Source organism: Sneathiella marina, from assembly GCF_023746535.1.
In the GTDB taxonomy this organism is placed as follows: domain Bacteria; phylum Pseudomonadota; class Alphaproteobacteria; order Sneathiellales; family Sneathiellaceae; genus Sneathiella; species Sneathiella marina.
Genome location: NZ_CP098747.1, coordinates 3232659 through 3248408 on the forward strand (window position 1 = coordinate 3232659; position 15750 = coordinate 3248408).

The following is a 15750-nucleotide window of genomic DNA, read 5'->3' on the forward strand; positions in this document are numbered from 1 at the left end:
ATTCATGATTCGGACAGCGGCAAATGACTGGTACAAAACGCGCAAGCTCGGCGATGACATCACATTGATTAGCGAGCCCTTCATCAAACCTTTTTATCGGTGCAACATCTGGCACTTGCGGGGGCGGGATCGGGATTTGCTCATCGATAGTGGTATGGGCGTCGTCAGCCTGCGCGCCCATGTGCCGCTGGTCACGGAAAAACCGCTTACTGCCGTGGCCAGTCATAGTCATTTTGATCATATCGGCTGCCATCACGAGTTTGAAACACGACTTGCCCATCGGGATGAGGCAGATTTGTTAGCCAATCCGACGCGGCAAAATACGCTGGCGGAAGACTATGCAACAGATGGTATTTTCGAGCAGCTCCCGCCCGCCCCCTATAGCTCAGAAAATTATGCTGTAAAACCTGCCGCGGTGACAGGATATCTCGACGAAGGAGATGTGATCGATTTGGGGGATCGACGGCTGACGGTCTTACATTTGCCAGGCCACTCGCCGGGTGGTATCGCGCTGTTTGAGGCTGCGACCGGTATTTTGTTTTCCGGGGACACTTTGTATGACGGGCCACTTGTCGAGGATGTTTATCATTCCAATGCCGAGGATTACTATATTTCCATGATCAAGCTGCGGGCATTGAAACCCCGCGTCGTTCATGGCGGACATTTCAGAAGCTTCGATGGCGCCCGCTTCCGGATCCTGCTAGAAAACTGGTTTAAGGCACATGGCGCGTAAAGTTGGAAGGAAGATATGAATGACAAACGGTTGCACCTGGTATGGCGATGATCCGTTTTACAAAGCCTATCACGACGAAGAATGGGGGGTGCCGATTTATGACGGCCGGGCCTTATATGAAAAACTCATCCTCGACGGCTTTCAAGCCGGATTATCCTGGATCACCATTTTGCGCAAACGGGAGAATTTTATTGCCGCGTTCGATGGCTTCAATCCTGAGCTGATTGCCCGCTATGATGATGCAAAAATTGAATCCCTCATGCAGGATGCAGGCATCGTCCGCAACCGCGCCAAAATTCTCGGCACTATAGCTGGTGCCAAACTGTTTCTGGAAATCGAAGAAAAGGAAAGTGGTTTTTCAAACCTTCTCTGGAGCTACCTGGACGGGAAACCAATTCAAAACAGCTGGACATCCATGGGTCAGGTACCAGCAGAAACACCGCTTAGCCAGGCCATCTCCAAGGATCTCAAGAAACGGGGTTTTAAATTTGTTGGCCCAACAATAGTCTATGCCTTTATGCAGGCTGTGGGCATGATCAACGATCATGTTGTCTCCTGTCCCCGGCATGCGGAAGTGAAACTATTGGTATGAAGGAAGCAAGTGCAATTCGCGAAATTCACGACCTCACGGGAACAGTCGCTCGCCATTATATTGAGAAATATGGGGATCAGGCCGTTTCCACGCTGGAATTTGCAGCCCGGGCGTTTGAGGAGAATGATGATATTCATGGCCGCAATAAGATGCTTCGTCTGCGAGATGAAGTGATATTCCTTTCACCTTCCCTGACGGCCGAGTAAGTTCACGACTATGGAGCCTCGGTTAAAAGCAGAAATCTGGGTGAAAGCCCATATTCGTAAATGCGCCAATTTTAACGTCCCTGTTATGGTGACACGTCGCGGCGACGCAACAGCCGGTTCTGTCCTGATCAAGGTTAATCGGCTGGGCCCCGGATGTATGGTATTTTCCGCGGCGACAAATTTTGAGGATGGAAGCCGTCTTTGGCTCAAGGGAACCGGCAACGACTGGGTTGATGAGGCCCTAGCCGATACCTATATCGAAAAGCAAATCAAATTTGATCCGGATCTCTGGGTGCTGGAAATCGAAGATCCCGAAGGCCGGTCTTTCCTCGACGAAAAAATACAGTGATGGGCTGGGTTTGCGTTATTATTTTTTAACCGGTTAATTTTATTTTATATAAAATATTTATTATTCAACTAGTTACCACTCTTCTTTTAAAATTTAAAATAACTATTGGAAAAATAACAGCTCAAGTTTTAGGAACAATCTGTATCAAATTCTTAGAAAGCGCAGGTTAAGGGCTGACAATCAGGGTTGAAATGATCTATCTTTGCGGCACCTGTTACTTGTTACGATTTGGAACGCTTACGCGATGCAACAATATCTCGATCTTCTTCGGCTAGTCAAAGACACCGGTGTCCATAAATCGGATCGAACCGGCGTTGGGACCTACAGTATTTTTGGTCACCAGATGCGCTTCGATCTGGCCAAGGGATTCCCTGTACTGACCACGAAGAAACTTCATTTAAAGTCAATTGTGCATGAACTTCTCTGGTTTCTGGCAGGCGATACCAATGTCCGGTATTTGCAGGAAAACGGCGTCCGGATCTGGGATGAATGGGCCGACGAAAATGGGGACCTTGGGCCTGTTTACGGTCAGCAGTGGCGATCCTGGCCCGCGCCCGATGGTCGCAGCATTGATCAGATAAAAAACCTGATCTCGCACATTAAAACCAATCCCGATTCACGGCGACTTATTGTCAGCGCCTGGAACCCGGCCGAAGTGGATAATATGGCGCTGCCGCCATGTCATTGTCTTTTTCAGTTTTACGTAGCCAATGGCAAACTATCCTGTCAACTCTATCAACGTAGCGCTGATGTATTCCTCGGCGTGCCGTTTAACATTGCCTCCTACGCCTTGCTGACAATTATGATGGCCCAGGTCTGCAATCTTGAACCGGGGGAATTTATTCACAGTTTCGGGGACACACATCTTTATTCAAATCATGTTGAGCAGGCGACTATGCAGTTGGCCCGCATCCCGGGCACGTTACCGACCATGCGTCTCAATCCGGACGTACAAGATATTTTCAGTTTTACCTTTTCTGATTTTGATCTGGTCGGATATGAAGCTGCGGCGCATATTCCAGCAAAAGTCGCGGTTTAATATTGGCCAAAGATAACCCAATCCTTTCCGCCATCGTCGCGGTGTCGGAAAACAACGTAATTGGGGCAGAGAATGATTTGCCATGGCGTCTGTCCAATGATTTAAAGTGGTTCAAGAAGAGCACGATCGGCAAACCCATTTTAATGGGACGCAAGACATTCAAATCCCTGCCCGGCCTGCTTCCGGGGAGAACCAATATTATTCTTACCCGAGATCCCGACTTCACGTTAGACGGCGGTATCGTTACCCGCAATCTTGACGACGCTATCGCTGCAGGTCAGGTCGCCGCCAAAACGGCAGGAGCTGAAGAGATAGTGGTCATTGGTGGTGCCGAAATCTATCGCCTGACATTACCGCTGATTAACCGACTGTATCTGACGCGTGTTCACACGGAAATTGAAGGGGATACCTTTTTTCCAGAACTGGAAACAACCGATTGGGTCGAGGTTTTTAACGAATTTCATGGAAAATCGGAAAAAGACATGTTTGATCATAGCTTTACAATTCTCGAGAGAATTCGCCCCTAACTCTCTATTTCATGAAAAGCCCCTTTTAATATGGGTAAAAAATGCCTATATTAACACTGTTGGGCAACCAACTATGGCGATAAACGTTGCATGGAATAAACGTTGCGGACCCGGGGGCGGTACCCGGCGCCTCCACCATGAATACAGAATTTTTGCAGGTTTCCTGTATTTTTGATGGGGGCGAAATAGGCTCGACGCGCGCAGTAAAGATGTTATTTTCGCTCGGCATGATACCACCGATATCGGGTCATTTTTATAAATGCTAACGATAATAACGAAGCATTTGCCGTAGCTGCTTAATTGCACTACACGGGGTTCGGGGGGGCACCTGGCAACAGAAGCCCCTCCACTTAATATTGCCATCCTGTAGGCCTGGAACAAATCTGGAGCAGATCGCGGGTAGCATTAACAATAATAGACGACATCTGTGTTGATGCGAATGTAGTGGAGCGATGAAGTGTAATGGCAGACGATATTAATTATAACTCAATGGTTGAAAAGGCTCTTTTGGAAGTCGTTCGCAATTCCCTCAGACATGCGGCGGAGTATGGGCTTCCTAACGAACAGCATTTTTATATAACCTTCAAAACCCGCTTTCCCGGCGTTACAATCCCCAAACATTTATCGAAACGCTATCAGGACGAAATGACTATTGTCCTGCAACACCAATTCTGGGACATCAAGGTTGAGACCACATATTTCAGTGTTGATTTGAGTTTTAATCATAATCGGGAAACACTCACTGTGCCGTTTGATGCCTTGACGGCATTTGCGGACCCTTCGGTTCAGTTCGGGTTACAGTTCACCTCAGATTTACCAGGATCTAGTGAAGGCTCTATATCAACAGATGACGACAATTCAGAGACCAGCGACGAGGAGTCCGTTGATAGCAATACCAAACCAATTGGAAAACAAGGCGAAGTCATTGCCCTTGATGCGTTTCGCAAGAAATGACATAAAATAAGCTATCCAATTTTTCCGCCTCTTGTCTAACCGAGAATTTGACCGATGCCCGAATTTCACTACCAGGAAATGTTCGCCACCGGCGAAGATAATACACCATATCGTAAACTGAGCAGCGAACATGTCTCGACAATAACGGTCGACGGACAGGAAGTTCTAAAAATTGAGCCCGAAGCGCTGTCGATGCTGACCGCCGAAGCGATGCGTGACATGGCTCACCTGTTGCGGCCGAAGCATCTTCAACAGCTCGCCAGTATACTGGAAGATGACGAAGCTTCTGAGAATGATAAATTTGTAGCCACGCAGCTGTTGAAAAACGCAAATATTGCCGCGGGCATGATCCTGCCGGGGTGTCAGGATACGGGCAGCGCAATTATTATGGGGAAAAAGGGGCAATATGTCTGGACCGATGGAACAGATAAAGAGCAGCTATCCCATGGTGTTTACAAAACCTATACCGAAACAAATTTACGTTATTCCATGCTGGCGCCGTTCAGCATGTTTGACGAAAAAAACACTGGGACAAATTTACCCGCGCAAATCGACTTATATGCAACGAATGGAAATGAGTATGAATTTCTATTCATTGCGAAAGGCGGCGGGTCCGCCAACAAATCTTTCCTGCATCAAGCCCTTCCAAGTGTCCTCACACCAGATCGCCTCGTTCCGTTCATTCAGGAGAAAATGACGGAGCTTGGAACAGCAGCCTGCCCACCTTACCATCTCGCTGTCGTAATCGGAGGTACCTCTGCGGAGGATACGATGAAGACGGTAAAACTGGCCTCAACAAAATATTATGATGAGCTGCCGACCTCCGGCAATGAATTTGGCCGCGCTTTTCGTGATTTGGAAATGGAAAAGGAGATTTTGAAAGTAGCGCAAGGTATCGGCATTGGCGCCCAGTTTGGCGGCAAGTATTTCTGCCACGATGTTCGCGTGATCAGAATGCCTCGCCATGGGGCAAGTGTTCCATTGGGAATAGGTGTTTCCTGTTCGGCAGATCGGCAAGTCAAAGGCAAAATAACCAAGGAGGGCATATTCTTGGAGCAGCTGGAAACAAACCCAGCCCAGTATTTGCCTGAGGTCTCAAAGGAAGACCTTGAAGATCATGTGGTCAAAATCGACCTGAATCAGCCGATGAAGGATATTCTGGCAACTTTGACACAATACCCGATCAAGACCCGGCTCAGCCTCAGTGGTACGATTATTGTCGCCCGTGACATGGCTCATCGGAAATTGCGCGAGCTGCTAGAAAATGGAGACGGCCTGCCACAGTATTTTAAAGATCATATTATCTACTATGCCGGACCGGCCAAAACACCGGAGGGATATGCATCTGGATCCTTTGGGCCGACGACGGCAGGCCGTATGGATGGCTATGTGGATCAGTTCATGGCTGAAGGCGCCAGCATGGTGATGCTGGCAAAAGGTAACCGCAGTAAAGCTGTTGTAAATGCCTGCAAGGAACATGGTGGTTTTTATTTAGGGTCGATCGGCGGTCCGGCGGCAATCCTTGCACAGGACAATATCAAAAAAGTCGAAGTACAGGAATTCGAAGAGTTTGGAATGGAGGCAATCTGGCGTATCGACGTTGTAGATTTCCCCGCCTTTATTGTTATGGATGACAAGGGAAATGATTTTTTCGCCCCTAAACGGCCCACTTTCTGACGGATAAAAAAAGCCAATGACCGGCACGATCGTAAAGCACTCTGTCCGCATCGCTGGCCACCAAACCAGTATCTCGCTTGAACAAAAATTCTGGACCATCCTTCAGGAAATCGCGCTGCGCGAAAATGTCAGTATCAATAAACTGATCACAAATATTGATGCAACCCGATCGGGAAACATGAGCAGTACACTACGATTGTTTGTTCTTGAGGATTTGGAGCGCCGGCTCTCATCTAATATGGATTAACTCAAATCTTTTTGTAGGAATACGCCGCCCAGGCCCTATATTAAGATGTATCCGAGAGGCATAAATCTTGTGAGGCTGTGAACACCATGGGCGATGTTGTCAATCTAAATCAATTCCGAAAAAAACAGGAACGAAAATCAGCAAAAGAAAAAGCGAGCCAAAATCGCCGGGCATATGGCCGAACGAAGGCGGAGCGCAAAGATGCTGAAAAACAACACCGAAAGGATACCAATGAGCTTGATGGGAGGAAGTTGACAAACCAGCGGAAGACCGATGACAGTTCAAAGGCCGAAAGTTAGGCCTTTCTTCACTTTTTTTTCTTAAAAATAGACAGATATTGTCACGAAGCTGACTCAACTTTCTTCTAGAAATGGTTCTTGCAAAACCACTTCAACGACTTGTGGAGAATTTTTAATGAGTATGGAATTGAATCAAAAAGAACCTGCATTGCGGGAAATTCTGGAAGATCCGATTATCCACGCAGTTCTCAAAAGGGACGGACTTACAGTAGAGGATGTGAGAAAAGTTGTGTCATCCTATCAGCGAACCGCCAAGAAGGCCTCTAATTAGGCCACATTACAGCTGATTGCGATGTGACGAATTTACATCTGACACCATCTTTTATTGTGCAATAACACCCTGTCGCGGTATGATTGAAAAACAAGCCTTTCGTCGCTACAACCAAAAGACAGGGTATCATGACAGCTGCAAGTAAATATAAGAAGAAATCTGCAACGATCCGTGGCATAAAAATGGCCTATATCGAAGAAGGTGAAGGCGATCCGATTGTCTTCTTGCATGGCAATCCGACTTCTTCATATTTATGGCGAAATATTATGCCGCACCTGGAAGGCCAGGGCCGGTTGATTGCACCGGATCTTATCGGTATGGGCGATTCCGAGAAGCTGCAGGACAGCGGCCCGGAAAGTTATACATTTAAAGAGCATCGTAGCTTTTTACATGAACTATTAGCTTATCTGGAGGTAGACCAGAACGTAACCCTGGTTATCCATGATTGGGGGTCTGCACTTGGCTTTGACTGGGCCAATCAAAATCAGGGCGCCATGAAAGGCATCGCTTACATGGAAGGTATCGTCCAGTCCATTCCTAGCTGGGATAGCTGGCCGGAAGGCGCCCGCAATATTTTTCAGGGCTTCCGCAGCCCTGCAGGAGAAGATCTCGTTCTTGAAAAAAACATATTTGTCGAACGGGTTTTACCGGGCTCGATTATCCGAGAATTGGAAGATGCGGAACAGAGTGAATATTTGCGCCCATTTCGCAATGCAGGAGAGGACCGTCGGCCTACATTGACTTGGCCGCGACAAATACCCATTGCGGGTGAACCGGAAGACGTTGTGGAAATTGTGAATAGCTATTCTGAATGGCTGAGCCAGTCAGAGCTGCCAAAACTCTTTATCAACGCCGATCCGGGATCAATTTTGATCGGCCCTCAACGGGAATTCTGCCGAAGCTGGCCCAATCAAACTGAAATAACCGTCAAAGGTCTACATTTCATACAAGAAGACAGCCCGAATGAAATTGGTCAGGCAATATCTGATTTCGTTACAAAAATCTAACCAAGGGAATAATGACCAGCCATGCCGTCTGCGACTAAGAAACTGAAACTCAATCCGCTGCAAAGCAAAACACTGGTTTTACTGCAGATTTTAGCCCGGGATGCGGATAGTTCAGCTGCTGTTGCGGAGTCAGATGACATTCGCGTCACACGCCTGCCACATGGTCACGGCAATCATATGCATGTTGGACAGTATGTGGTTTCAACTAAAGATGCCAGCGGTCTGGACAATCCGGCTGTATGGGTTGCTTTGGTACGCAAGGGACTTGTCCGGGAGAACTGGCAAAAAGAAATTATCGTTACGGCGGCAGGGCTTGCCTTTTCTACCGGCCTTGAAAGTAAGTTTGTATCAACATCTGATCATTAACTCACATTCACCAGGATTGGCTTCCTATGAAAACTGGACAGGATCGAAAACTCACTACCATTTTATGTGCCGACGTTGTCGGCTACAGCCGGCTCATGAGCGAAGATGAAGAGAAAACGCTGGAAAGGCTGAAGCAAACACGAGAGGTTTTCAAACGATATATTGACGAGCATTCAGGCCGCATCGTCAATATGACAGGAGACGGTTTAATCGCCGATTTTTCCAGCGCTGTTAAAGCTATGCAATGTGCCATCGAGGTCCAGAACAAATTAAACAAGGATAATACCGGTCTGCCGCAATCCGACCAAATGGCCTATCGAGTTGGACTTAATTTGGGGGATGTCATTATCGAAGGCGATGATATCTTTGGTGAAGGCGTTAATGTGGCAGCCCGACTGGAAGCTATGGCGCCAGTTGGCGGGATTTGTATTTCCGGCCCGCTTTTTGATCAGGTCAAAAATAAATTTCCGATGGCATTCAATTTTCTTGGCAATAAAACCGTCAAGAATATAGCAGACCCTGTAGCCGTCTATTCACTTTCACTCAATGAGACTGCGGACGACCAAAATCCAGCATCCGCTGCTGCTCCGCTTGAAGACGTCGAACCATCAATCGATGTTGAAGACAAGAGGCTTCGAAAAATGGTCAAGAAGCAGGCGGCTTTTTACCGTCTCGCCTTTATTTATGGCAGCATTATTGTTTTTCTGTTTGTTATTAATGCTGCAACTTCAACCAGTTACTGGTGGTTTTTATGGCCCGCCGGCTCTATGCTCCTCGTCCTTGCTATACGCGCTATATCCGTCTTCGGCAAAGGCCCGGTAGGCGATGATTGGGAGGAACGTAAATTCTCTGAACTGAAAGAAAAAAATCGTAAGAGCTTGTCCTAGGATTCATCAACTGTGATTTTGCTGGCAATATCGTCAAGCGCCTGATTATCCGGATTGATCTGATTGCTAAAGAATACAACTGGTGTGTTAGCTGCCGTAAATGTCAGGGCCGCCTGACCATTAATCTCACTCAGATCCCACGCGTCCCCCTGTCCGCGGTCTTCCGTCAATAATCCCAATACATCGAAAATCTGATCAAGATCCACGGTGTCTTCGCCCGCGTCAAAATCCGAAATCGTAATCTCGAAATCCGGATCAGATGGCCCGCTCAAATACGCTCCTGTAATTGCAAAAACATCCGCCCCGCTGCCTCCTTCAAGGATGTCGTTACCGCCATTACCCTGTAAAGTATCGTTGCCACCATTCCCGGCGATCCAGTCATCTCCATCACTGCCGACCAACAGTTCCGCGCCGCCATCTCCTTGAAAAATCTCACTGACAAAATTCACGGAAAGAACCGCACTGCTACTATCGCCATCACCGTCTGTCAGGAAATATTCAAAACTATCCTCAGCCCCGGGCTCAGCTGATTGAGGGGCTGTATAGGTATAATTTCCATCCATATCAATTGACAACGAACCGCCTAAATCAGTCTCAATAATCAATGGATCAGAATTTTGCGGTATATCATAATTTATCGAATTATAAGTCAGGCTTGTCAATGTACCTCCGTCGGCTCCCAAAAGATCAACGACACCGGAACTAACCACATTATCGGATTCTACGACAGGAACCGTATCCTCCAGAACAGAATCAAGATCATTTGGGTCAATGACGACAATTGGATCTTGCCCGGCATTTTCCACATTTGCCAGCTCATCTGTATCCGTTCCGTTTCCAATACCCACGGCGACGACTTCAATATTATTGCCATCCGCAAAATTCTGCCAATCATTCCCTCCCGCTGTGGGTACGCCCTGGCCACTATTCGGCGCACCATCGGAAATAAAGTAAGCAATATGGTTAAAGCCTTCCAAATTTGGATCGTCCAAATTCGCATTCAAAACTCCTTGCGCACCGGTCTCACTGTCAGCAACGGCCGCCGCATAACTGGTCCCGCCGCTCGGAATCAAGTTACCCGCTGCACCAATAAATGCCTGAGCATCAGAAATCGATGTGCCGCTGTAAACAATACTCGCAGCACTGGAAAACCCGATGATCGTTATATTGACCGCTCGTGATGCCTCTCCATAGTCTCCGAGCAGGTTACTCACGGATTGCTTCAACACATCCATGCGGGTCCCGCTTCCACCGCTGACACCCTGACTCATCGATCCAGACGTATCCAGGATAAGCACCAGGTTGTAAGCCGGCAGTTGTGGGGCTTCGAGGATAACATCATCCGGACTAGCCAATGGTGCATCATCAACAATGGTTGTGCTAAAGGAGCCACTAGCACTTGATCCGTCATTATCTTCCACGTCATACCCGAAGGTGAAGAGCAGGCTGTCTTCACCGGCGCCGCCATGGTCAACAACATCCTGCAATGTCATGCTGTATCCGAAGTTATCTCCGTCGCCATTTGGCGCGAAATCCAGCGTAAACACTGTACGTGGGGCACCGTTTTCCGGAACTGCGGTCGCTGTTACACGTTGCGTCACTCCATCGCTCAGTGTCGTTAAATCATACTCAACATTGTCGCCGCGCGATGTAATACTCGGAAGGTTATCAATAGTTAAGGCGACCGACCCGAAGCCATCCAAACCCATATCTATGGCGACAACACCGGTGGCAGTCGAAGATTCGGGTGAAATATCGGATCCTTCCGGCAAATCATCCTCATCCAATATCACGTTATCGGCAATACCGAGAATTGGCGCACTATCCTTAACTTCAATACCGAGCACGCCGGAAACGGACGCTCCCGCTTCATCGAACGCGGTGAATGCGAGATCAAACTCGACGAGCGGGACAACATTGCCAAAACCGTCTGAATGATCGAGTGGCCCATCAAGGGTCATATCGTAAGTACCATCTTCGGACAAGGTAATTGTAAATATGGTTGCCCCACCAGCCGTTCCAACAATTGTGTCAGTGCCAAGGCCTGAAAGAACAACATCGGAGCCGCCAGAAGATACATTCGAGGCTGCAAAATCAATTTGCTCGGCATCAAAAATTACGCTGCTCAAGGTTCCGCTTCCACCGGTTACACCCAGTGATCCATCAACTACGCTGCCGTCGGTATCTGCTTCGTCAAGATCCGCCGCCTCAGGGCTTTCGATATCGATCGCTGGCTCGTCATCAATGATATCAATCGAGAGCACATCTGCATCCCCATCCACGACCACATTTTCAGAGGCACCGACAATAGAAATTGTCAGAGATTCTGTTCCCTCATAAACATCATCGTCCAAAAGCGGAACATCAATGCTGATTGTTGCACCTGCAGGCAGGCCCGTCTCCCCGCCGTCGAAAGTAGCCGTTTTTACAGCATCTGCACTATAATCGCTGCCTTCAGATGCCGTTCCTGAAATTACGTAATCAATGTCGAGCTTTGCGCCGGCCGCAAGGGGTTTATCTAAAACCAGCTCAAAGGAAAGAACACCGGCTCCTTCCCCCACCTCGCCATTGGCGATTGCGGTGCCATCCAAGGTTGCCTCGGTGATGCGGACCACACCAATATCATCATCAACAATAACAACAACTGTTTCCTTGAAGGCAAAACTGATATTCGCGTTGTCAGCACCTATCAATTCAATAATAAAGAATTCAAGATTCTCGACAACATCATCGTCCGTGACAGTCACGGTAAAGCTTGTAGACAACTGACCTGCAGGAATGATCGCTGTTCCATCGCCATCAACAACAAAGTCATCCGCAGATGCCGTACCTGGCCGGACATCATAGGTAATTGTTACCGGAAGACCTGACGGCTCATCCAAACCAATGACGACCTCGTAGGAAATAATGTTGCCAGTTACAGGATCGCGGACCGTATTGACCGAGACTTTAGCGTCTGGGCCATCACTTACGCCCCCTTCAACAGCTTCGATTTCATTCAGATTTAAAATCGTATCGCCGAGCAGTTGCGCAGATTCCAGCAAATCACTTGATCCCAGTCCATCTGAAATAGCCAGGGCCGCAAACTGCTGGAAGTCGGCCCCGCCCCCTGTGTTGTTAGAGCGGTTTCCGCCTTCTGGCTCTATTCGGGTCGGATCGAATTGGTCTTGCTCGTCAAACCAATTCGGATTAACGAGCTGCAATGCGTCGCCATAAATCGTATAAAGCTGGTCCGCCGTTAGAATAACGGGGCTTTCCGGTGCACTGGAAAAGCTCCTCACAATAACCGATTGGTTCGCGATACTAAGAAATTGAGATCCGCCTTCATTGGCAATCACTATGGCGCCGGTAAACAGTGTAAAGATTGATTCTTCACCGACATTTTTAACATGTCCCGACCAACTGGTTCCACGAATACCTATTGTTCCAACAGGTGTCTTTACGCTCACATTATCTGCATCATCTTTGGCAATCTGCCCGCTGACTAACGAAAAGACGCCTTGTAACAAAGAGACCCCAAAAGATCCTTCACCACCGGAAGGATTATAAATCATCTCATCTAGGACTGCCCGACCATTCTCGCCCATCGAAAATTGTGTCTCATCTGCGAAAAGAATAGCAAACGATCCGTCAGTGCCGGTTTCCAATACATCGCCCTGGAATACAGCGGCTCCCGGCACCAGTTCATCAATAGTGCCATCGACATGTTTTGCTGTGACAGTGCCGCTCAATTCCGTAACTTCACCGATTGGTCCATCTGCATCGGATTGTGTAGATGTGGACTGGGCAAGCGGCCCCGGCCCTGAGAGTTTACTCACCACGTCTGACGTAATCCTGGCGCCACCCGCAGTTAACAGATCAGCACCGGGAAATGAGGAGAAGTAATCGTTGATTGTGATGAAATCACCGTTTTCGGACGTCAATATAAGATCAACACCGTCCCGGGAGAATTCAGCGATTAGAGGGGAAATCTCGGCACCAAGCTGCAGATTTCCATCAACTGGTGCATTATATTCTGCGACTTGTTTACTTAGCAGATCGTCATTGTTAATTTTTTTCACAATTAAATTCCTACAAACCTGCCTTTAAACGCGCCCTTGTGATTGTTGCAAACAAACACGATTAGGGCTTAGCGTCATTTTGTCCTTCAAAGACAAAAAATTCTTTTGAATACAATAAAATATAAGTACACGAGCTCAATAATAATAAATACTATAACATAAATAATCGATTTCCGCCACATTTTGGACAAATTTTATGAAAGTTTTTCAAAGTTATAGTTAATTGTGGCAAAGTAACTCTAGATACAGAACAGCCATATATATCAAATAAGGCCAAAAATTCATGGCAAGTAATATAGCCGCGAAAGTATTCGATTCTTTGACTCAGCCCGTCAAATGGTTGTTTTTTGCGGGAAGCGGACGTTTTTCCGCTATTTTGGTCTTGATCGCCGCCTTGCTTCTACAAATTTATGACCCGCCATTTCTTTCAAATTTTCGAGATCGCGTTTTTGACTATTACCAGCAGTCTTTGCCTCGGGTGGCGGCGGAACCACGTCCAGTTGTCGTGATTGATATAGATGAAAACAGCTTGTTAAACCTGGGCCAATGGCCTTGGCCAAGATCTTATTTGGCACAGCTCGTTAAAAATGCCACCCGGAAGGGTGCGGCCGTTATTGGCTTCGATATATTATTTGCAGAAGCAGACAGACTGTCACCCGATAAAATATCACAAAGTATTCCCAACCTTTCCAGTGATATTAAAACACATCTTTCCACACTTCCTTCATTTGACAGCATCTTTGCCGATGAAATTGCAGCCAGTCGAGTTGTCCTGGGTGTTTCCGTAAGTCCAGAGATAGATGGCGCCAACAACTACGGCATGGAACGGGTCGCCTCCTTTGCCGCCTTGGGTAAAGACCCTAATCCATATTTAAAAACCTTCCCTGCATTGATCGGGAATATTGACGAGCTGGATAAAGCTGCCGCCGGACGTGGCATGGTCAGCCTTGATCAGGATTTTGATGGAATTGTTCGCCGGGTACCCTTGGCCAATAAAGTGGGGGATAGAATTGTCCCGACCCTCGCCCTTGATATGTTGCGGGTGGCAACCGGTCGAAATGTGGTCATCCAGACGAATGACAATGGCATCGTTGGATTTAAAATTGCCGGTACTTTGGTGCCTACGGATACTAAAGGGCGCATATGGATCAAATATTCAGAATTTGATCCGGAACAGTATATTTCCGCCCTGGATGTCATCAATGATACAGTTGATCCGGCGCGGCTCGCCGGCAGGATGGTGCTGGTTGGAACTTCAGCGACGGGCCTCAAGGATCTTCGAGCCTCGCCACTCACTTCGAACCTGCCAGGTGTGGAAATGCATTTACAGTTGCTCGAGAATATATGGACCCAGTCTTATATGTTCCGGCCTGATTATGTGGCGTTGTTTGAGTGGTTGGGAACATTGTTAACCGGCCTGACATTGATCGTACTCGTCCCACTTGCAGGCGCCCGAATGACTTTGGGACTCCTGGTATTCGTGGGCACAGTCGCTGTATCTTCCTCGGCTTACTTCTTTATCTATCACTCAGTTTTAATTGATGTGACGTATACGCTCTTTGCATCGACGCTGATTTATATAACGCTTGTTTACGCGAATTATCTCAGTACCGAGCAGGAGCGAACGCGGATCCGAACTGCTTTCGCACTTTATCTTTCCCCCGAATTGGTCAGCCGCCTCTCGGCGTCTCCGGAAAGCCTCGTCCTTGGGGGAGAGGAAAAGGAGATGACGTTCATGTTCTGTGATATCCGGGAATTCACAGTTATCTCGGAGAGTTATAAACACGACCCGCAAGGCCTCACGAAGTTGATAAATCGGTTTTTGACACCGATGACGGGTGAAATTCTCCGTCGCAACGGAACCATTGATAAATATATGGGTGATTCCATTATGGCCTTTTGGAATGCTCCTATTGACAATCCAATGCATCCGAAAGATGCCGCTGACACAGCATTACAAATGATTCCGCATTTGAGTAAACTCAATGCTGAACTCAAAATTGAAGCTATCGCAGAAGAGCGCACTTTCAAACCGCTACGGGTTGGAATCGGCCTGAATACAGGCTCATGTATCGTTGGCAATCTTGGATCTGAACAACGATTTGACTATTCAGTCCTGGGCGATCCTGTCAATCTGGCATCACGGCTTGAAGGACAATCCAAGGAGTACGGCTTTAGTATAATCGTTGGCGAAAGCACTGCCCAGCATCTTGCCGGTTATGCGATGATAGAGCTCGATTTGATTGCCGTTAAGGGAAAATACGACGCCGTGAGAATATATGGTTTACTCGGTGGTCCCGAGCTTTGTGAAGACCCTGATTTTTCAGCTGCCAGGAAGCTTGTTGATGAGTTTCTCGGGCATTATCGTACGCGGCATTGGGCCGAAGCACTTGAGTTGACAGCCGCCATGAAAGAACACAATCCCCGGTTCGATATATTTGCAGATATGTATAAAGGTCGGATCGAAGAATTCCTGCAATTCCCACCGCCTGCGGATTGGGATGGGGTTTATCGAGCCACAAGGAAATAAATCAA

General features: G+C 47.6%; 16 protein-coding genes and 1 other RNA gene. 16 read left to right on the forward strand and 1 reads right to left on the reverse strand.

All coding sequences use genetic code 11. The features are described 5' to 3' along the window. Positions 1-4 precede the first annotated feature (4 nt). The 15 genes from NBZ79_RS15655 to NBZ79_RS15720 all read left to right on the forward strand — a co-directional run bounded on the left by NBZ79_RS15655 (position 5) and on the right by NBZ79_RS15720 (position 9154). Positions 5-733: an MBL fold metallo-hydrolase gene (locus NBZ79_RS15655; RefSeq protein ID WP_251933482.1), complete on the forward strand. Its 729-nt coding sequence runs from the start codon at positions 5-7 to the stop codon at positions 731-733. A gap of 19 nt (positions 734-752) precedes the next feature. Then, on the forward strand, positions 753-1325 hold the full coding sequence (locus NBZ79_RS15660; protein ID WP_251933483.1) for a DNA-3-methyladenine glycosylase I: 573 nt from the start codon (positions 753-755) through the stop codon (positions 1323-1325). Beyond that, a complete protein-coding gene (locus NBZ79_RS15665) occupies positions 1322-1531 on the forward strand; it encodes a hypothetical protein (RefSeq protein ID WP_251933484.1) in 210 nt (69 codons plus the stop codon). The genes NBZ79_RS15660 and NBZ79_RS15665 overlap by 4 nt, the downstream gene beginning before the upstream one ends. Before the next feature lie 10 nt (positions 1532-1541). Further along, on the forward strand, positions 1542-1880 hold the full coding sequence (locus NBZ79_RS15670; RefSeq protein WP_251933485.1) for a DUF1491 family protein: 339 nt from the start codon (positions 1542-1544) through the stop codon (positions 1878-1880). Between the two features lie 244 nt (positions 1881-2124). Continuing rightward, positions 2125-2919 carry a thymidylate synthase gene (locus tag NBZ79_RS15675; protein ID WP_251933486.1) on the forward strand — a complete coding sequence of 265 codons (795 nt, stop codon included), beginning with the start codon at positions 2125-2127 and terminating at the stop codon, positions 2917-2919. A gap of 2 nt (positions 2920-2921) precedes the next feature. Then, entirely contained in the window at positions 2922-3446 is a 525-nt protein-coding gene (locus tag NBZ79_RS15680) for a dihydrofolate reductase (RefSeq protein WP_251933487.1), read from the forward strand. A 19-nt stretch (positions 3447-3465) separates the two neighbouring features. Continuing rightward, positions 3466-3797: a transfer-messenger RNA gene (gene ssrA, locus NBZ79_RS15685) on the forward strand. A gap of 111 nt (positions 3798-3908) precedes the next feature. Continuing rightward, positions 3909-4400 (forward strand): SspB family protein, encoded by a 492-nt coding sequence (locus tag NBZ79_RS15690; protein ID WP_251933488.1) that lies wholly within the window; start codon positions 3909-3911, stop codon positions 4398-4400. Positions 4401-4454: 54 nt separating this feature from the next. Continuing rightward, positions 4455-6077, forward strand: a complete 1623-nt coding sequence (locus NBZ79_RS15695; RefSeq protein WP_251933489.1) for a fumarate hydratase — start codon at positions 4455-4457, stop codon at positions 6075-6077. Positions 6078-6093: 16 nt separating this feature from the next. Beyond that, complete coding sequence (locus NBZ79_RS15700) at positions 6094-6324, forward strand: ribbon-helix-helix domain-containing protein (RefSeq protein ID WP_251933490.1); 231 nt, start codon at positions 6094-6096, stop codon at positions 6322-6324. Between the two features lie 86 nt (positions 6325-6410). Then, positions 6411-6623, forward strand: coding sequence for a DUF4169 family protein (locus NBZ79_RS19705; RefSeq protein WP_420854545.1), 213 nt, complete (start codon positions 6411-6413; stop codon positions 6621-6623). A gap of 115 nt (positions 6624-6738) precedes the next feature. Beyond that, on the forward strand, positions 6739-6894 hold the full coding sequence (locus tag NBZ79_RS15705; RefSeq protein ID WP_251933491.1) for a hypothetical protein: 156 nt from the start codon (positions 6739-6741) through the stop codon (positions 6892-6894). A 128-nt stretch (positions 6895-7022) separates the two neighbouring features. Beyond that, positions 7023-7901: a haloalkane dehalogenase gene (locus tag NBZ79_RS15710; protein WP_251933492.1), complete on the forward strand. Its 879-nt coding sequence runs from the start codon at positions 7023-7025 to the stop codon at positions 7899-7901. Positions 7902-7922: 21 nt separating this feature from the next. Then, positions 7923-8267, forward strand: coding sequence for a hypothetical protein (locus NBZ79_RS15715; protein ID WP_251933493.1), 345 nt, complete (start codon positions 7923-7925; stop codon positions 8265-8267). Positions 8268-8293: 26 nt separating this feature from the next. Then, a complete protein-coding gene (locus tag NBZ79_RS15720; protein ID WP_251933494.1) occupies positions 8294-9154 on the forward strand; it encodes an adenylate/guanylate cyclase domain-containing protein in 861 nt (286 codons plus the stop codon). Here NBZ79_RS15720 and NBZ79_RS15725 read toward each other — a convergent pair. Further along, the gene (locus NBZ79_RS15725) at positions 9151-13215 is read right to left on the reverse strand and encodes a VWA domain-containing protein (protein ID WP_251933495.1); all 4065 of its coding nucleotides are present in this window, start codon (positions 13213-13215) and stop codon (positions 9151-9153) included. The genes NBZ79_RS15720 and NBZ79_RS15725 overlap by 4 nt on opposite strands. Positions 13216-13498: 283 nt before the next feature. Here NBZ79_RS15725 and NBZ79_RS15730 point away from each other — a divergent pair, with 283 nt between their 5' ends. Continuing rightward, entirely contained in the window at positions 13499-15745 is a 2247-nt protein-coding gene (locus NBZ79_RS15730; RefSeq protein ID WP_251933496.1) for a CHASE2 domain-containing protein, read from the forward strand. Positions 15746-15750 lie beyond the last annotated feature (5 nt).